Annotated in this window: 10 protein-coding genes and 1 pseudogene; 6 read left to right on the top strand and 5 right to left on the bottom strand. The window is 71.8% G+C overall.

Annotation, left to right across the window (positions count from 1 at the left end):
• Window positions 1-21: 21 nt before the first annotated feature.
• Window positions 22-6,357: pseudogene (locus tag RB628_RS11260) on the top strand (type I polyketide synthase); the annotation flags it as partial.
• A gap of 408 nt (window positions 6,358-6,765) precedes the next feature.
• Window positions 6,766-7,407 (top strand): permease prefix domain 1-containing protein, encoded by a 642-nt coding sequence (locus RB628_RS11255; RefSeq protein WP_318320199.1) that lies wholly within the window; start codon window positions 6,766-6,768, stop codon window positions 7,405-7,407.
• A gap of 245 nt (window positions 7,408-7,652) precedes the next feature.
• On the opposite strand, the gene RB628_RS11250 is transcribed toward RB628_RS11255, so the two are convergent.
• A complete protein-coding gene (locus tag RB628_RS11250; protein WP_318320198.1) occupies window positions 7,653-7,985 on the bottom strand; it encodes a PadR family transcriptional regulator in 333 nt (110 codons plus the stop codon).
• A 207-nt stretch (window positions 7,986-8,192) separates the two neighbouring features.
• On the opposite strand from RB628_RS11250, the gene RB628_RS11245 reads away from it, so the two are divergent.
• The 3 genes from RB628_RS11245 to RB628_RS11235 all read left to right on the top strand — a co-directional run bounded on the left by RB628_RS11245 (window position 8,193) and on the right by RB628_RS11235 (window position 12,142).
• On the top strand, window positions 8,193-10,265 hold the full coding sequence (locus RB628_RS11245; protein WP_318320280.1) for an MMPL family transporter: 2,073 nt from the start codon (window positions 8,193-8,195) through the stop codon (window positions 10,263-10,265).
• 255 nt (window positions 10,266-10,520) lie between these two features.
• The gene (locus tag RB628_RS11240; protein WP_318320197.1) at window positions 10,521-10,808 is read left to right on the top strand and encodes a DUF6059 family protein; all 288 of its coding nucleotides are present in this window, start codon (window positions 10,521-10,523) and stop codon (window positions 10,806-10,808) included.
• 530 nt (window positions 10,809-11,338) lie between these two features.
• Window positions 11,339-12,142 carry an AfsR/SARP family transcriptional regulator gene (locus RB628_RS11235; protein ID WP_318320196.1) on the top strand — a complete coding sequence of 268 codons (804 nt, stop codon included), beginning with the start codon at window positions 11,339-11,341 and terminating at the stop codon, window positions 12,140-12,142.
• 311 nt (window positions 12,143-12,453) lie between these two features.
• Here the strand turns inward: RB628_RS11235 and RB628_RS11230 are convergent, their stop codons facing one another.
• From RB628_RS11230 to RB628_RS11215, 4 genes are all read right to left on the bottom strand, one after another.
• A complete protein-coding gene (locus RB628_RS11230; protein ID WP_318320195.1) occupies window positions 12,454-13,581 on the bottom strand; it encodes a pyridoxal-phosphate dependent enzyme in 1,128 nt (375 codons plus the stop codon).
• A gap of 1 nt (window position 13,582) precedes the next feature.
• Window positions 13,583-14,776 (bottom strand): Xaa-Pro peptidase family protein, encoded by a 1,194-nt coding sequence (locus RB628_RS11225; protein ID WP_318320194.1) that lies wholly within the window; start codon window positions 14,774-14,776, stop codon window positions 13,583-13,585.
• Window positions 14,777-14,804: 28 nt separating this feature from the next.
• Complete coding sequence (locus tag RB628_RS11220; protein ID WP_318320193.1) at window positions 14,805-15,851, bottom strand: cysteine synthase family protein; 1,047 nt, start codon at window positions 15,849-15,851, stop codon at window positions 14,805-14,807.
• 86 nt (window positions 15,852-15,937) lie between these two features.
• Window positions 15,938-17,773: an asparagine synthetase B gene (locus tag RB628_RS11215; RefSeq protein ID WP_318320192.1), complete on the bottom strand. Its 1,836-nt coding sequence runs from the start codon at window positions 17,771-17,773 to the stop codon at window positions 15,938-15,940.
• 241 nt (window positions 17,774-18,014) lie between these two features.
• Here RB628_RS11215 and RB628_RS11210 point away from each other — a divergent pair, with 241 nt between their 5' ends.
• Entirely contained in the window at window positions 18,015-18,428 is a 414-nt protein-coding gene (locus RB628_RS11210) for a hypothetical protein (protein ID WP_318320191.1), read from the top strand.
• Window positions 18,429-18,479 lie beyond the last annotated feature (51 nt).

The following is an 18,479-nucleotide window of genomic DNA, read 5'->3' as shown; positions in this document are numbered from 1 at the left end:
CCGGACCGTCTGCGCGCCTATCTGAAACGGGCGACCACCGAGCTGTACCGGGCCCGGCGCGAACTGGCCGAGGCACGGGAGCGGGCCCGCGAACCCGTCGCGATCGTCGGGATGGCCTGCCGCTACCCCGGCGACGTCCACGGTCCCGACGACCTGTGGCGTCTGGTCGCCTCCGGCACGGACGCCGTTTCCGGGTTCCCCACCGACCGGGGCTGGCGCACGGACGAGCTGTTCGACCCGTACGACGCCGATCAGGGCGCCGACGACCCGTCGCCCGGCCGCACGTACACCCGCCACGGCGGGTTCCTGCACGACGCCGACGAGTTCGACGCGGAGTTCTTCGGCATCAGCCCGCGCGAGGCGCTCGCCATGGACCCGCAGCAACGGCTCCTGCTGGAAGGCGCCTGGGAGGCACTGGAGCACGCCGGCCTCGACCCGACCCGGTTGCGCGACAGCCGCACCGGCGTCTTCGCCGGCCTCACCGCGCAGGAGTACGCCTCGCTGTCCCGCACAGGCGACGAGGGCGTCGAGGGCTACCTCCTCTCCGGCACCACGGTGAGCGTCGCCTCCGGGCGCATCGCGTACGCCCTCGGCCTGCGCGGCCCGGCCGTCACCGTCGACACGGCCTGCTCGTCCTCCCTGGTCGCCCTGCATCTGGCCTGCCGTTCGCTGTACGACGACGAATGCGATCTCGCGCTGGCAGGCGGGGCGACCGTGCTGGCGCGGCCGGGCATGTTCCTGGAGTTCAGCAGGCAGCGCGGGCTCGCGCCTGACGGCCGGTGCAAGCCGTTCGCCGCGGGGGCCGACGGCACGTCCTGGGCCGAGGGCGTCGGTCTCCTCGTACTGGAACGCCTGTCCGTCGCCCGGGCGAATGGCCACCGGGTACTGGCCGTCGTCCGGGGCTCCGCCGTCAACCAGGACGGGGCCAGCAACGGCCTCACCGCCCCGAGCGGTCCCGCACAGGAACGGGTCATCCGGGCCTCGCTCCAGGCCGCCGGGCTCTCCCCCGACGACATCGACGCCGTGGAGGCGCACGGCACGGGCACGCGGCTCGGCGACCCGATCGAGGCGCGGGCGCTGCTGTCGACGTACGGCAAGGGCCGTGAACGCCCGCTGTTCCTGGGCTCGTTGAAGTCGAACATCGGCCATGCCCAGGCCGCCGCCGGGGTCGGCGGAGTCATCAAGACGGTGCAGTCCATGCGCCACGGCCTGCTCCCTGCGACCCTGCACGTCGATGCGCCCACCCCGCACGTCGACTGGACGGACGGCACCGTCGAACTCCTCACCCGTGCCCGCCCCTGGCCCCGCGGTGCAGCGCCGCGCCGGGCGGCCGTCTCGTCGTTCGGCATCAGCGGTACGAACGCCCATGTGATCCTGGAGGAGGCGCCCGCCGCCGACATCGCCGGCGCCGAAGCGGCCCGGCCACTCCCCGCAAGCCCTGTCTCCCTCCCTTTTCCCTGGCCCCTCTCCGCCCGCACGGAGCCGGCCCTCCGCGACCAGGCCGCCCGCCTCGCCGAAACCCTGGCCGACCGCCCGGAATCACACCCCGTGCACCCCGGCGACCTCGGTCACGCACTGGCCACGACCCGCGCCCGGCTGGACCACCGAGCGGTCGTCCTCGCCGACGACACCGACCGGTTCGCTTCCCTGCTGGCCGAGTTCGCCCGTGGCGAGGATCCGCCGGGCGTCGTACGCGGCCGGGCGACGGCGGGCGGCCGTACGGTCTTCGTGTTCCCCGGACAGGGGTCCCAGTGGGCCGGCATGGCACGCGAACTCCTCGCCGGATCACCGGTGTTCACGCAACGGATACACCAGTGCGCCGAAGCCCTCGCCCCGCACACCGACTGGTCGCTGCTCGACGTACTGAACGACGCTCCCGGCTCCGCCTCACTCGACCGGGTCGATGTGGTCCAGCCCGCGCTGTGGGCGGTGATGGTGTCGCTGGCGGAGGTGTGGCGGGCGCACGGTGTCGTGCCCGACGCCGTGATCGGACACTCCCAGGGGGAGATCGCGGCCGCGTGCGTGTCCGGCGCGCTGTCGCTGACGGACGCGGCCCGCGTGGTCGCGCTGCGCAGCCGGGCGCTGATCCGGCTCGCGGGCACCGGCGGGATGGCCTCGGTCGCCCTGCCGCACGACCAAGTGCGGGAGAGGCTCGCCGAGTCGGCGGGCCGGGTGCACATCGCCGCCGTCAACGGCCCGGCCGCCACGGTGATCGCGGGCCCGGCCCCGCTGCTCGCCACACTCGTCGCCGGCTGGGAGACCGAGGGCGTGCACGCGCGGGTGGTCCCGGTCGACTACTCCTCCCACACGCCCGACGTGGAGAGTCTGCGCGCCGTACTCCTCGACGTACTGGGCCCGGTGGCTCCGCGCCACCCCGAAGTCCCCCTCTACTCCACGCTCACCGGCGGCCCGCTCACCGACGACACGGTCATGGACGCCGACTACTGGTTCCGCAGTCTGCGCAACCCGGTACGGTTCCAGGACTCCGTCACCGCGCTCGTCGACGCGGGACACGACCTGTTCATCGAGTGCAGCCCCCATCCGGTGCTGACCATCGCCCTCCAGGACGCCCTGGAGGGAGCGGGCGTCGCGGGCGCCGCCGTCGGCACCCTGCACCGGCGCGACGGCGGCCGGCGCCGGCTGCTGACCTCGCTCGCAGAGGCGTACGTCCGGGGCGCGGACGTCGACTGGACGTCCGTACTCCCGCCCGCGGGACCGGAGTTCGTGGAACTGCCGACGTACGCCTTCCAGCGTCGCCGCTACTGGCTCGCCCCGGAACCGACCACCGGGGACCTGGCCCGTCTCGGTGTGACGGCGACCGGGCATCCGCTGCTCGGTGCGGCCGTGGACGCGGCGGCCGACGGCGGCCTGCTGCTCACCGGCCGCCTCTCGACGGCCGACCATCCCTGGCTCTCCGACCATGTCGTGCACGACTCGGTGCTGCTGTCGGGCACCACGCTGGTCGAGTTCGCCCTGCACGCCGGCGACCGCCTCGGCGGACTCGCCCTGGACGACCTCGTACTGGAGGCGCCGCTCGCACTGCCCGCGTCCGGAGCCGTGGACGTCCAGTTCGCCGCCACGGGCCCCGACGACACCGGCCGCCGTACCCTCACGATCCACTCACGCCCCGCCACGGACCCCTTGGCCCCCTGGACCCGCCATGCCTCGGGCGCCCTCTCCGCGCTTCCCGAGGAGGCACCGTCCCCCCTGGCCGAGTGGCCGCCTCCCGGAGCCCGCCCGCTCGCCCCGGAAACCGTCTACTCCCGCCTGGCACAGGCCGGTTACCACTACGGCCCGGCCTTCCGGAACGTGCGCGCGACCGGACACCCGGCGGAGGGCGACGGCCTCACCGGCGAGCTGTACGCCGAGGTCGAACTCTCCCCTGACCACACGGACGTCACCGGCTTCACCATCCATCCGGCCCTGCTGGACGCCGCGCTCCATGCCCTGGTCCTGCACGGCCTGACCGCGCCCGACATCGGCGACGGGCTTCTCCTCCCCTTCTCCTTCAGCGGAGTCCGCACCCACGCCGTCGAGGCGGACCGCGTCCGGGTACGGGTGACACCCATCGGCCCTCACCAGGCACGCCTGATCCTCACCGACCCGTCCGGCGCACCGGTCGTCACCGTGGAGCAGGTGACGCTGCGCCGCACACCACGCGCCGCACTGGCCGCCACGGCCGACCCGTCAGCCGCCGACGCCCTGTTCGAGGTGACCTGGCATCCTGTGCCCGCCGACCCGACGCCACCGGAGCCCGGTTGGGCCGTACTCGGTCCCGCCTCTCACCCCTCCCTGCCGACGGCACCGACCCACCCCGGCCTCCCCGCGCTCCTGTCGGCGCTCGACGCCGGTGCCGCCGTACCGGACGTGGTGGCGGTCTTCCGGCCCCCGGTCCCCGACGACGAGGACGAGCCCGACACGGTCCACTCGGCCGTCCGAGCGTCCCTGGAACTGGTCCAGGGCTGGCTGGCCGACGAGCGGCTGCGCGCGTCCCAACTGGTCGTCGTCACCGAGAACGCCGCTTTCCCGCCGGGTCCCGATCTCGCGGCCGCAGCCGTCCGGGGTCTGCTGAGGAGCGCCCAGAGCGAGCACCCTGGCCGGTTCACCCTGATCGACACGGGTACGGAGGAGGCCGGGTCCGCCGCTCTGGCCGCCGCCCTGGCCACGGGCGAAACCGAACTCGCCCTCCGCGGCGGGACCTGGCACACCCCGCGCCTCACCGCGACACCCGCACGAGACACACTCAACACCCCATGTGGAAGCGCGAGCTGGCACCTGGACACCCGCGCGCCCGGCACCCTCGACGGGCTGGCGCTGCTGCCCGACGACCGGGGGACGCGCCCGCTCGGCCCGCAGGAGATACGGCTGTCCATGCGGGCGGCGGGCGTCAACTTCCGTGACGCAGTGGTGGCGTTGGACATGGTCCCGGGTCAGGAGGGCATGGGTCTGGAGGGTGCCGGGGTCGTGCTGGAGACGGGGTCCCGTGTGGACGGCCTCCTGCCCGGCGATCACGTCATGGGGCTGGTGACGGACGGCTCCTTCGGGCCACGGGCCGTCGCCGACCACCGTGCGGTGGTACGGATTCCCGACGGCTGGTCGTTCGTGCGGGCGGCGAGTGTGCCCGTGGTGTTCCTGACCGCGTACCAGGCCCTGGTGGAGCTGGCGAAGGTGCGCCCCGGCGACCGTGTCCTCGTCCACTCCGGGGCCGGCGGTGTCGGTCTGGCCGCCGTCCGGCTCGCCCGGCACCTGGGCGCCGAGGTCTTCGCGACCGCCTCCCCCGCCAAGTGGGACACCCTGCGCGCCGCAGGCGTGGCCGACGACCACCTGGCGAGTTCGCGGGACGACGGGTTCGCGGAGACGTTCCGGCGGGTCACCGGCGGCGCCGGGATGAACGTCGTCCTCAACTCCCTGACCGGCCGGCTCCTCGACGCGTCCCTGCGTCTGCTGGCCCCCTCCGGGCACCTGGTCGAGATCGGCAAGACCGACATCCGGGACCCGGCGGAGATCGAACGGCGGCATCCTGGCATCCGTTACGACGTGTACGACCTGCTCCGAACCCCGCCCGAGCACGTGGGCCGGCTGCTCACCGAGATCCTCGGCCTCTTCGCCCAAGGCGCGCTCACCGCGCTGCCCGTGACCTCCCGGCCCGTCCAGGAGGGTCCACGGGCCCTGCGCGACCTGGCCCAGGCCCGCCACACCGGCAAGGTCGTGCTGACCCTGCCGCCCGCCTTCGACGAGCCGCACGGCACGGTCCTGATCACCGGCGGCACCGGCACCCTCGGCCGTCTCCTGGCCCGGCACCTCGTCACCGGGCACGGTGTCCGCCACCTGCTGCTGGCGAGCCGCCGGGGCGCGGACGCCGACGGGGCCGGGGAACTGGCGGCGGAGCTGTCCGCGCTGGGCGCCCGGGTCTCCTTCGCCACCTGCGACACGGCGGAGCGGGCGGCGGTGGCCCGGCTGCTGGAGTCCGTCCCGCCCGAACTGCCACTGACCGGCATCGTGCACGCGGCGGGCGTCCTCGCGGACTCCACCGTCGGGGCGCTCACCGTGGACGCCGTGGACCGCGTTCTTCGGCCCAAGGCGGACGCGGCTCTGCATCTGCACGAACTCACGCGCAGGCGACGGCTGTCGGCGTTCGTGCAGTTCTCATCGGTGGTCGCCACCCTCGGTTCACCGGGGCAGGCGAACTACGCCGCCGCCAACTCCTTCCTCGACGCCCTGGCCCACCGCCGCGCCGCCGAGGGCCTGCCCGCCACCTCGCTCGCCTGGGGACTGTGGGAGCAGGCGAGCGGAATGACCGGGCATCTGTCCGGGGCGGACCGCGCGCGGCTGAGCCGGGGCGGGATGACCGCGCTCGGCGCGGCGGAGGGCCTCGCCCTGTTCGACGCGGCGCTCGCCACGGGCATCGCGCATGTCCTGCCGGTGCGCTGGAACCGGCCGGCGCTCAGCGCGTCGGCCGGCCGGGGCGAGTTGCCGCCGGTGCTGCGCGGTCTGGGCGGGCTGCGTCCGCCGCCCCGGCGCACGGCCCGGCGGGAGCAGACGGACGACACGGGTCCGGCCTGGCCGAGGCGGCTGGCGGCGCTGCCCACCGAGCGGCGCCGGGACGTCCTGGCCGAGTTGCTGGTGGCCGAGGTGGCGGCCGTGCTCGGTTACGGACAGGACGAACCGGTCGACGTCAACCAGACGTTCAAGGATCTGGGATTCGACTCCCTGGCCGGGGTCGAGCTGCGCAACCGGCTCACCGCAGCCACCGGGTTACGGCTGTCCGCGACCCTGGTGTTCGACCGGCCCACCGTCCCCGACCTGGTCGACCACCTCCTCGACGGCCCCGCGCTCGCGGGCTCCGGGAGCGGCTGAGGCCGGTGCGGCGGTGCGGGCGGCGGCTACCACGGTGCGGCAAGCCGGGCTCGTACGGTCGCCCCCCGCCGCCCCTGCCCGTGCCCATGCCTGGGGGCTGCGCCCCCGTCACCGCCCTGGACGGGCCCTGTCCTGCAAACGCCGGACAGGGAAACACCCCGGCTCGGGCTGCAGAAGCGGCCTGGACGGCTGCGACCTCGCCTCTCGAACGCCGGAGGCACTGGACGTACTCGGGGCTGGGCCGAAAGAGGCGGGTGAGAGAGACCCGGGCATGACCTGCGAGTCCTGGACACCCAGCGGGAGCACGGCCGGATCAGGGGTGAGTCAGGGTTTTCCCTGACCGGCCGTGGTCATCCGCTGCCTATACTTGGCAACGACCGCACGCGGCGGAAGAGCTCAGGAGACCCGGTGATTGACCGATACGTCGAAGAGCTGGCCGAGGCGCTGCACGGCCCGCGAGCAGCCAAGGCGGACCTCCTCACGGAGGCTCGGGACGGGCTGTTCGACGCCGCGGAGGCGTACGAGGAGAGCGGTCTGGACCGCGAGAGCGCGGAGCGGCTCGCAGTCGCCGACTTCGGCGCCGTGCAGACCATCGCCCCCGACTACCAGGCGGAGTTGGGCCTGGCCGAGGGCCGACGCACCGCGGTGCTGATCTGCGCCGTGCTGATCGCCCAGCCGGTCGCCTGGTGGGCCATGCTCCGTCTCGCCGGGCACGGCGGGGGCGGGGACGTGAGCGCGGGCTATCTGCTGGTGGACCAGGCGGTCCGCTGGACCGGCGGGATCGCCATCGCCATCGCCCTGTCCCTCGCGATCGCCACCGGCGCGGGTGTGCGCTTCCTGGGGATACGGCGCCGACTGGTGCGCGCGGCGGGCCTGTTCGCGTTCCTGGTGTGCGCCGTCTTCGGCGTACTGGGCCTGCTGCTGACGCTCTACAGCCCGGCCACCGACTCTCTGCTGGGCATCACCGGCCTGCCGGGCACCGCCCTGCTGCTCGGCATCCCCCTGGCCGCTGTCGCGGTCGCCGGCCACCGCTGCCTGCGCGCCGCCTGACCGACCGGCTCCACCCGTGACGGACAGGCAGGAGAAACCGGGCACGACTGTTCCCTCACCGCCGGGCAGGCCCAAAGCGGGTCCGGTGCAGTCCAGAGCGGTTCGGCAGCATCCCGAAGGGGCGCGGGGGCGCGTCGATCTGCGGCTCCGCCGCGAGGGGCCCCCGTTCGAGCGAAGCCGAGAGTGAGGGAAGCGGCCGGCCACGACGAACCCGCGGGCGACACACGGCACTTCCGGCGGAGCACTCAGGCTGTGGCGGGCCCCGGTCGCAGCACGCCGTCGACCATGGCGGAGAAGTCCCGCCACTTCGTCCGCTCGGCCGCCAGCGTGCGACTGCCCGCCGACGTCAACTGGTAGGTGCGGCGCCGCCGCCCGCCGACCGTGCTCCACTCGCTCTCCACGAGGCCGGCCCGCTCCAGCCGGCGCAGCGCGGGATACAGCGACCCCGTCGGCAGGTCGAGCGCGCCGCCGCTGCTCACCTGCAGGGCCTCCATGACCGCGTAACCGTGCAGGGGCTCCTTCTCGAGCACCGCGAGGATCAGCGCGTCCAGATGGCCACGTAGCGCATCAGACATCATGTAGGCAATCTACATCATGTGCTAACGTCGGCCACCTACATGTAGGCAATCTATCTATCCGTGGTCTCCCCTCCCGCCCCCTTCCGACGGCGGGAGAACCATGGAACGGGAGGTCGAGCTGCCGTGGCCACGTCCAAAGAGAGCCTTCCCGGGGCGCAGGACGCCCCGGGAACGGAGCGGCCGAGCGCCTTCGAGCGCCTGGCACGGGTGTCGTTCCGGCGCCGCTGGTGGGCGCTGGTCGGCTGGATCGTCGCCCTGGTGGCCGTGAGCCTGGGCTCCCAGGCGGTCGGCGACGCCTACCACAACGACTTCAGCCTGCCCGGCACCGAGTCCCAGAAAGCCCTCGACGTACTCCAGGAACGGGCACCCTCCCAGGCCGGGACGAGCGTACAGATCGTCCTGGAGGCGAAGGGCGGACTCACCGAGGCGGCGACCAGGCAGCGGGTCGAGTCGATGCTCGCCGCGATGAAGAAGGAACCGCACGTCGTCAGTGTGGTCAGCCCATACGGCAACACGGGCGCCGTCTCCGAGGACGGCACCATCGGCTATGCCACCGTCGCGCTCGACAAGCAGTCCGAGGACATCCCGGCCGCCGACGCCGAACAGATCGTCGACACCGCACAGAAGGCGGACGGCGGCGGGCTGCGCGTCGAGCTGTCCGGCGATCCGGTCCGGGCGGTGCAGAGCGAGGACAGCGGCTCCGCCGAGGGCATCGGCATCCTGGCCGCCCTGGTGATCCTCGTCCTGCTCTTCGGGTCGCTGTTCGCGGCCGTACTGCCCGTCGTCATCGCGCTGTTCGCCGTGGGATCGACGCTCGGGCTGATCATCCTGGCCTCACACTTGGCGACCATCGCCAACTTCACGGCCCCCCTGATGATGCTGGTCGGCCTCGGCGTCGGCATCGACTACGCGCTGCTGGTGTTCTCCCGCTTCCGCAGCGAACTGTCCACCGGCGCCGACCGGGAGGCGGCCACCACGAAGGCCATCGACACCGCCGGCCGTACGGTGTTCTTCGCGGGCTGCACGGTCATCGTGGCGCTCCTCGGACTCGTCGTGCTCGGCCTGGGCTCGCTCCAGGGCGTGGCCGTGGCCGTCGCGCTCACCGTGCTGCTCACCATGGTCGCGTCGCTGACCCTGCTGCCGGCGCTGCTCGGTGTCTTCGGCGGCCGGATCGAGAAGCAGGTGCGCCGCCGGGTCGAGAAGGGCAAGGGCACCGAGGGCGAGCGCTGGGGCCGCTGGTCGGCCGCCGTGCAGCGCCGGGCCTGGGTGGCCGCCCTGGTGCCGGTCGCGGCTCTCGCGGCCCTCTCCCTGCCCGCGCTCGACATGCGGCTCGGCTTCGCCGACTCCGGCACCGACTCGACGTCGACGACCACCCGCCAGGCGTACGACCTGCTGGCCAAGGGCTTCGGCCCGGGCTTCAACGGACCGCTGATCGTGGTCGCCGAGGGCGACTCCGCCGCCGCCGCCAGTGCCCGTTCGGCACTGCAGGACACCGAGGGCGTGGCCGCCGTACTGCCGCCGCAGTCGTCGGGCGACGACCTGTCGACGATCATCGTCTTCCCCGAGTCCGCCCCCCAGGACGCCGCCACCAACGAGCTGGTCGGCCAACTCCGCGACGACGTACTGCCGTCGGTGGCCCGGGACACCGGGGCGAACTTCCTCCTCGGCGGCTCCACCGCGACCGCCGAGGACTTCGCCGACGCCGTCGCCAACCGGCTGCCCGCCTTCGTCGCCGTGGTCGTCGGCCTGTCGGTACTGCTCCTGCTCCTGGTGTTCCGCTCGATCCTGATCCCGCTCAAGGCGGCGGCGCTCAACCTGCTGAGCGTCGGCGTCTCCATGGGCGTCATGACCCTGGTCTTCCAGAACGGCGCCCTGGGCGTCCAGGAAGGACCCATCGAGGCATACGTCCCTGTTCTGATCTTCGCCATCGTGTTCGGCCTGTCCATGGACTACGAGGTCTTCCTGCTCTCCCGTATGCACGAGGAGTGGGAGCGCAGCCACGACCCCGCCCTGGCCATCCGGCAGGGACTGGCCACCACCGGCCAGGTGGTCACAGCGGCCGGCGCGATCATGATCGTGGTCTTCGGGGCCTTCATGTTCAGCGGGGACCGGATGCTCATGCAGTTCGGCTTCGGACTGGCGGTGGCGGTCTTCGTGGACGCCGTGATCATCCGCTGCCTCGTCCTGCCCGCCGTCATGCAGCTGTTCGGCAGGTACGCCTGGTGGCTGCCCGGCAGCGTGGCGAAGCGCCTGCCCAAGGTCGCGATCGAGCACGGATAGGAGCGGACAGGACACCCGCGGGCACGGTCGAACAAACCGTACGCCCCGCTTCCGGCCCCGATCCGGGGACCGACGGCACCGCCGATCCACCGCCACCCCCTCGACGGCAGACCGCCCCCGGTCTGCCGTCGTCGCACGTCCGGGCCCTTTTTCGAGCGGGTTCGCGCCGCGCCCTCACCGTGCCTCGACCAGAAGTCGAGTCGCCACGAACAGGATGCGGGTACCGGAAACGACAGCGAGAGCTGAGGTCGGCGGATGAAGGCACGGCGGATACTGCGGTGGTGCGGCCGGATGCTCCTGTCGTTCGCGCACGATCTGGGAGCCGGCGCCCAGATCATGGGCGCCCTCGCCATCGGCATGCCGCCGCCACCGGGAGTCTTCGTGAACCACCCGGCCACCCCCACCGCCCCGACCTTCCCGGCCGAGGAACCCGACATCGCCGGTGACGACACGGGGGGACCCGCACCCGGACACCCGGAACGTCTCATTCCGCACGTTCCGCTTGAACCCGAGGAAAACGCACTCTGGTCACAGCTGCGGTGAAACCGCCGCCACCGGGAATACGATGCTTTCCGAACAGCGACCGAAGGTTGTTTTCATCGAACCTGACACCGCAGGAGATTCTTTCAAAAAATTCCAAAAATCACCAAATTACTTGCCGGGGGAATCCGCCTCGGGCATAGTTGGATGCTGGTAGAGGTCTGCTCGCCATCAAAATCGGGGGAACAACAGAGATGTCTCAATACGCTCGCCCATGCACTGCGGTGATCGGCACCATCCAGCCACGCGCCACAGGCTGACGGCCGGCGGAAGTCACGGCCGGAACCCACCGCGAGTCGCCGCGCGAATTGTTGCGCGAAATCCAGCCGCCCGGTCGGCCTCGCTGATCTCGCGCACGATTTCAAGAGCGTCGACCGGCCACACCGCCCGCCGGCGTCACGACATCACCCACCACCTCCCTCATTTCCGCATTGCGCATAGTGCCGAAAATTCATTGGCCGCCATTTGGTTGACCATGCAATCAATTTGGCGGCGGACTGCAGTTTGCATTCACAACGAAGGGTGTGGAGGCCATGCAGATCAGCCTGTTGGGACCACTTTCGGTCACCGTCAACGGCAAGAACGTCACTCCCACGGCACCCAAACCACGCCGGATCCTGGCGCTGCTCGCCACGTCCGCGAATCAGGTGGTTCGCAACGAACAGCTGATAGAGGAGGTCTGGGAGGACCGCCCGCCCAACAGCGTGGCGACGACGCTGCAGACGTACATCTACCAACTCCGCAAGTCCCTCCGCCTGGCCGCCCGTTCCGGGGTCTGCGACCAGGACCCAGGCGACGAGCTGCGGACCTTCGTCGGCGGGTACATGCTCACCCTGCCGGCCGAGGACCTCGACTCGCTCCGGTTCGAGCAACGGGCCCAGCGCGGCCGGGCCCAGCTCACCGCGGGTGAGACGGACAAGGCGTCGCGTACCCTGCGCGAGGCCCTGGAGCTGTGGCGCGGGCCGGCGATGGTCGACATGAACCCCGGCCCGGTGCTGGTGTCCGAGGCACTGCGGCTGGAGGAGATCCGCAAGAGCGTCCTCGAACTGCGCATCGGGGCCGACCTGCGGCTCGGCTACCACCATGAACTGCTCGCCGAACTCATCAAGTTGGTCGCTTCGCAGCCCACGCACGAGGGATTCCAGGCCAAGCTGATGATCGCGCTGTACCGCGCGGGCCGCCGGTCCGAGGCTTTACAGGTCTACCAGCAGGCCAGAGAGTGTTTGGTCCGGGAGTTGGGGGTGGACCCTTCGGGGGTGCTGCAGCGGCTGCACCACGCGATCCTGACCGGTGACCTCGAACAGGGCACGGCACCGCTGGACGCCATCCGCTTCTAGTCCGCATCTGGTCCGGTTCTTGAGGAACCGTGCCTCCGGTTCCGGCACCGGGGGCCGACCGAGCCCGGTGAACACCGGACGTTCGAAGGAGCCACGACCTCACGAGCCCTACGGAAGGTGGCCGGGACAGCCCTGAGCGGGGCGGCCCTGCACGGAGCGGAGCACGTCCACACACGCACACGCACACGGAACAGATGCACGCAGGATGACGGACCGCACGAGCGGCCGCCCGTGCCGAAGAGACCCCGGGACGGCGGCCACCGCACGCAGCAGGCCCCGAGTGACATACCCGGGCGGTGATCCGGTGCCGGTCACATTCCCTTCAGGCCGTGGGCCGTTGCCACCGCCACCACCCGAGAGCCGGGCTCGATGGCTCCGGAGACACGGGCGTCGGCGACCGCGACCAGAGCCGCCGCACTGCTGGGTTCCAGCGGCAGACCGGTACGCCACAACCGGCGGGTCTCGGCGGTCACCGTGTCGTCGTCCACCACCTGCGCCCGTCCACCGGAACGGCGTACGGCCTCCACCGCCTGAAGCGCCACGGAGTTGCCCGCGAGGGACGGCATCACACCGGTCCCGCCCGGGAAGTCGCCGTACGGCTCGGCGCCGTCGAGCACGGCCGACACCCTGGGGAACGGCTCCACCAGGCACAGCCGGGGCACCGGACGCTCCCCGCACATCTCGCGGAAGCCGAGATACATGCCCCAGGCCAGATCACCGCGCGAGGTGGGGACGACGACCCAGTCCGGCCACTCGCCCGCCAGATCGGTGAGGATCTCGGCGGCGAGTGACTTGTAGCCCTCGATGCCGAACGCACTGCTGCCGACCGGCGGCAGCTGGAAGTTGGTGACCGGCAGCACGGTCGGCGAGCCCACGTGTGCGGCGAGATGCCGCCACCGTGCCGCCGCCTCGGGAAAGGAGACGACATGTGCGCCGAGGTCACGCATCAGCGTGGCGACGCGCTCGGGGATGTCGTCCGTGACGGCGATCTCGCACCCGAGACCGGCACGCCCGCAGTAGGCGGCCAGGGACACACCCGCGTTGCCGGAGGAGGCCGCCGCCACGGCCCGGTAGCCGCCATGCAGGGCACGGGCGACGGCGAGCGCGCTGAAGCGGTCCTTGTGCGACCCGGTCGGGTTGGCACCCTCCCACTTGAGCCGCAGGTCGAGGTCCAGGTCGAGGTCGGCGCGCAGCAGCGGTGTCCGGCCCTCGCCGAGGGTGCAGGGCACGGAGTAGGGCAGGTGTACTCCGCCGGAGGTGCCGTTTGCGCCTTCGTACGCGCAGGCCACGTTCGCCGGAGTGCCGTTCGCGAGACAGGCCGGGCAGCCCCGCGGGAGGTCCCCCACGGGGTGGTGGGTGCCGCAGCGGAGGCAGACGAGGGAGCGCAGGGCGGGGTTCTGAGCGACGGTCACCGTACTGGGGGCGGTCGGTCCGGGCATGTCAGCCGATCACCGTCAGCCGGCGTTCCAAGGTGGTCAGCAGCCGGTTTCCGTCGGCGCCCACCACGAACGGGTCCTCGATCTGTACCGCGCCGAGCCCGAACTCGTAGTACGGCGTCTCGAAGTTGACCACGGTGTTCTCCTCCAGCCGGTCGTCGTTGTCGGGCGTGACGAGGACCGGATCGTAGATCTCCACCCCGATGCCGTGCCCGACATGATGACGACGGTAGTGGGGTACGCCCGCCTCGCGAACCGCTTCCACGGCCAGATCGAACAGTTCCTTTCCCGTCATACCGGGGCAGGCCTCGGCCAGCGCCCGTTCCTCGCCGGCGACCATGGCCGCGTGGTAGCGGGCGAGTTTGGGGGTGGGTTCGCCCAGGCTGTAGAGGCGGGCGATGTCGGACCAGTAGCCGTCGAGGACACAGCCGACGTCCAGCCAGACGGAGTCGCCGCGCCGCAGCGGCTCGGTGGAGACGGCCTGGCCCGCCGCGCCTGCCCGGCCGAAGGCGACCATCGCGAACTTCGGCCGGGCGCCCCCGGCCGCGACGGTCGTCTCGAACTCGCGCACGAGGTCCCGGGCTGTCACTCCGGGCCGGGCGATCGCGGTGGCCGCCCTGATCCCGCACTCGGTCAGTTCGGCGACCGCCGTCAGCCGGCGGATCTCCTCGGCGGTCTTCACCTTCCGGGTCCGGCGCAGCACCTCGGACCCGAGGCGTATGTCGGCGGTGGGCGCCGCCTCCCGCAGGGCACGGAGGAATCCGTGCGGCACCCCTTCCTCGTCGACGGCGATCCGGGCGCCGGCGAGACCGGCGGCGCGCAGCGTGTGGACCAGGCCGTCCAGAGCGGTGGCGGGCGCCGGTCCGTCGACCGCGATGTGCCACAGCGCCTCCTCGGCCTCGGTGAGGACGGCGTCCGCGCCCTTCTCCCGGTAGAAGGTGCCGTAGCCGACTGCGGAGTCCACGGCCACTGCGGCGTCCTGGACCTGGTCGGCGTCACAGCGGGAGGTGACGAGGCGGACGCGGTCGGGCCGGTCGCGGGTGACCAGGGCGTAGAACTGGCCGGAGTGCGGGAACACTTCGAGGGCGACGCTGGGGATGCCCGTGAGGTAGTAGACGTTCTCGTGGGTGGTGGCGACCACGGCGTCGAGGCCGAGTTCGTCCATGTGCCGGGTCAGCCGGGGCAGATTGGCCAACATCGCTGCCTCCAAGTGCAGTTGGGCTTGGTCACCAGGTGGGCGCGGGCAGGTCGGCGTCACCCGCCCGCGCTTCGGGCAGGGCAGGGCTGACCGGGGTGCGGGCGGCCTCGATCAGGGCGTCCAGGCTGGTCAGTCCGGCCTCCTCGATGGTCTGGAGCAGCCCGCGCGACCAAAGCCAGTCGTCGTCGAAGGTCTCCCCGAGGTAGTTGGCGCCGTCGTCGGCGGCCACCACGACGATGCGGCTGCCGGGGTGGTGGTGGGCATGGTGCAGCGCGCCGAACAGGGCGAGCCCCGCGGACTCCCCCACCAGCACGCCCTCCGTGCGGGCCAGCAGCCGGCAGGCGGCGAGCCCTTCGTGGTCGGCGACCATGTGGACGCGGTCGATGACCGCGCGGTCGAGGCAGCCCGGGTGCCAGCCGAGCCCGATTCCCCGAGTGGCCCAAGTGCCGTGCGGGAAGCCGAAGGTGGCGGAGCCGATGACGTCCACGCCGACGGTGACGACCTCGGGCCTGGCCCGTTTGACGGTGGCGGCGATACCGCTGATATGGCCGCCGGTGCCGACGGCTGTGACGAGGGTGTCGAACAGCGGGTCGTCGGCGAGGAGTTCGTGCCCGGTGGTCTCGGCGTGCGCGAGCGGGTTGGCGGGGTTGTTGTACTGGTCGGGCCAGAACGAGCCGGGGATGTCGGCGAGCAGTTCCTTGACCCGTTCGATGCGGGCGCCCTGCATGGATCCCTGGGCGTCGGGCTTGTCGACGATGTCGATCTCGGCGCCCAGCGCGGCGGCGTAACTGAGCATCGAGCGGGGCGCCTTGCGGTCCACGACAAGGACGACCCGGTAGCCCCTGACCACGCCGATCAGGGCCAGCGCCTTGCCGACGTTGCCGGAGGTCGACTCGACGATGGTGCCGCCCGGGCCGAGGAGGCCGTCACGTTCGGCGTGGGTGACCATGGACAGGGCGGAGCGGTCCTTGATGCTGCGGCCGGGGTTCCAGCCCTCCAGCTTGATCAGGATCTCCGACCCGCCGACCGCCCACCGCCGCAGCCGGACCATCGGGGTGTGCCCGATGGTGTCCAAGAGGCTTTCCTTGATCACGGTTTGACCTCGCAGGGTTCGCTGTCCGGCACGGTGTGCCTCCTGTCCGCTGGTTCCGTCGGGCCCCGTCACAGGGCGAGCCGCACCCGGTAGTGGTCGAGCCAGAGGTTGAGCTGGAGGATCAGTTCGACGCTCGCGCGGGCCATCCGGTCCTTGGCCAACCGGTCGGGCTGTCCCACGAGTTCGGTGGCGGCGGCCAGATCGGTCAGCGGCCGGGCCGGTGCCTGGGGATCGGCGAGCATCGCCTTGAACTCCTCCTGGAGGCGCACCGGATAGCCGGGGTCGTGGCTGATCGGGGTGGCGCTGCGTGGCCGCCGTACGACCTCCTGCGGCAACAGGTCGGAGATCGCCTCGCGCAGCAGCCCCTTTTCGATGTCGCCGTGTCGGTGCATGGCGGCGGGGATGTTGTAGGTGTACTGCAGGAGTTCATGGGTGTTGATGGGCGAGCGGACCTGGAGCCCGGTGGCGGAGAAGATGGACGAGTCCCCTCGGAACTGGGTCAGTACGAGATACGCGACCGTGCGCATCTTCCGCTCCCAGTCGTCGGCGCCCGGCAGTTGCTCGACGCCCGCGACGGAGTCCGCGTAGGTGTCCGCGTAGTACGTCGACAGGTCGAGCTCGGCCAGCAGATCCTGGTTGACGAGCCCGGTGCCGAAACCACTGCGGGCGCCGTGCCGTTGGGCGAGGGCGACCCAGGGGAAGGTCCCGGACTCGACGAGTCCCCGGTCGTTGCACCAGGTCGCCCCGAGGAAGGCGTTGTCGGCGCCGAGCCCCGTGAACACCACCTTGTGCCCGTCGGCGGCGACCCGCTGGAGGAACAGCTGCTGCCAGGCGTCCATGTCGTAGATGCGGGTCGGGCAGTCCTTGGCGCGCAGCATCGCCAGCCGGACGACCGGGTCGAGGATGTCGGCGGCCTCCAGCTGCACGACGTGGTGCAGCGCGTCGACGTGTTCGGCGACCATCCGGGCGTACGGGGCGTCCTTGCTGGTGCGCATGGCGTCCGAACGGAAGGCGTCGTAGGCGTAGTCGATGGTGTACGCGGTCAGCCGGCCCTTGTCGCGGCGGCGCAGCTCGTTCGCGATCAGGGCGGTCACGGTGGAGGAGTCGACGCCTCCGGAGAGAGTGACGGCGGCGTGTGCTGGGTCGGTGGGGGCGCTGTTGCGGGCGCTCTCGTCGAGCATCGCGCGGATGCGGGCGACGGTGGTGGGTAGGTCGTCGGTGTGCGGGCGGGTCTCCAGTTTCCAGTACTGGCGGCGCCTCCATCCGGAGCGCCCGAAAACCGCGATCTCGCCGGGTTCGACCTGGGTGAACCCGGAGAACAGCGGCCCGGTGGGCACGGCATGGCAGATGACCTCCCGCAGTCCGTTCGCGTGGACGACGGGCTGCACCTCGGGGTGGACCAGGAGCGCCTTGCGTTCGGAACCGAAGACGACTCCGGTCGGTGTCTCGGTGCAGAAGAGCGTCTGGCCGCCCAACTGGTCCCGGGCCAACAGGAGTTCCTCGCTGCGGCCGTCCCAGACGGCGAGGGCGAAGGCCCCGCTCATCCAGGGCACGAAGTCGCCGCCCCACTCCAGGTAGGCCTGCGCGAAGAGCTCGGCGGTGGAGGCGTCGACCGCCGCCCTACGTCCGGCCGCCCGCAGCCTGTCCCGCAGCCCTGCGAGTCCCCCGGGCGCGCCGGTTACGCAGACGACAACCGGCCGCCCGTCCACCTCGACGACCACGGGCTGACGCCCGTCCCCGGGCTCGACCGCCAGCGCGCGGAACCCGAAAGCGGCTTGTGGCGCGGTCCACACCTGTTCTCCGTCCGGTCCCCGATGGGCGAGGGACCCGGTCATCGCGGTGATCACCGGCCGTTGCAGGACCAGGTTCCGCGAGTAGTCGATCCAGCCGACGACACCTGACATGTGACCGCCCCTCCGAGGTCCGCCATTGGGTCCGTTCGCGCTTGCGGTCACACGCTTCCGGCGAGGTCTCGAAGGCGGGTCGCGGGGCACTGGAGTCGAGGGATCACGGGGCGGTGTCCGAGCACACGACTGATCGTCTTGCCTGTCTACATGTAGGCTGTCTATATTCGAAGCGAGGCGGCCGGTGCCGTCGGCAGCCGGAGCGGTGCGCCGGCCGAGCGCCCGCGAGAGGAGCGACCGTATGGCCATCAAGGACACACCCCGCAGCGACCTGCGCCAACTGTCCTGGGGTCTGATCGTCGCGCTGGGCGCCTTCGCCCTGCTCCGCCCGGTGCTGAGCATCGCGGGCGCCTACGACGACGGCCCGCTGGACAAGCCGGTGGGGCCCCTGGTCCTCACCGCCCTGATCATCGTGGTGTGGATCGTTGTGGCCGTCGTACGCAGGGTCGAGCGGCCCGTGGAGACGCTGGCGTTCGCCGGGGTGGCGTACGGCGTCCTGGCGATCCTGCTGAACCTGGCTCTGCAGCCATTCCTGGACAGCGCCGAGGTGATCGCCGTACCCGGCATGATCGCCACGATCATCACCAACGCGCTGCAGGGGGCGATCTGCGGTCTCATCGCCCTGGTGATCCTGCGCAGGCGGTCACCCCGCTGACGCGGACACACGTGTGAGGGGCCGCTGCCGTGGGCCCACGGCAGCGGCCCC

Origin of the sequence: Streptomyces sp. ADMS, assembly GCF_033441795.1 — a bacterium.
GTDB lineage: Bacteria > Actinomycetota > Actinomycetes > Streptomycetales > Streptomycetaceae > Streptomyces.
The sequence above is the reverse complement of the archived record's forward strand: the minus strand, read 5'-3'. Positions and strand labels throughout refer to the sequence as shown.

Bases quoted from the DNA above. Each gene is read 5' to 3' on its own strand.
- RB628_RS11235 (WP_318320196.1), top strand. From the start codon at position 11,339: ATGCAGATCAGCCTGTTGGGACCACTTTCGGTCACCGTCAACGGCAAG.
- RB628_RS11225 (WP_318320194.1), bottom strand. From the start codon at position 14,776: ATGTTGGCCAATCTGCCCCGGCTGACCCGGCACATGGACGAACTCGGC.
- RB628_RS11215 (WP_318320192.1), bottom strand. From the start codon at position 17,773: ATGTCAGGTGTCGTCGGCTGGATCGACTACTCGCGGAACCTGGTCCTG.
- RB628_RS11240 (WP_318320197.1), top strand. From the start codon at position 10,521: ATGAAGGCACGGCGGATACTGCGGTGGTGCGGCCGGATGCTCCTGTCG.
- RB628_RS11230 (WP_318320195.1), bottom strand. From the start codon at position 13,581: ATGCCCGGACCGACCGCCCCCAGTACGGTGACCGTCGCTCAGAACCCC.
- RB628_RS11210 (WP_318320191.1), top strand. From the start codon at position 18,015: ATGGCCATCAAGGACACACCCCGCAGCGACCTGCGCCAACTGTCCTGG.
- RB628_RS11250 (WP_318320198.1), bottom strand. From the start codon at position 7,985: ATGATGTCTGATGCGCTACGTGGCCATCTGGACGCGCTGATCCTCGCG.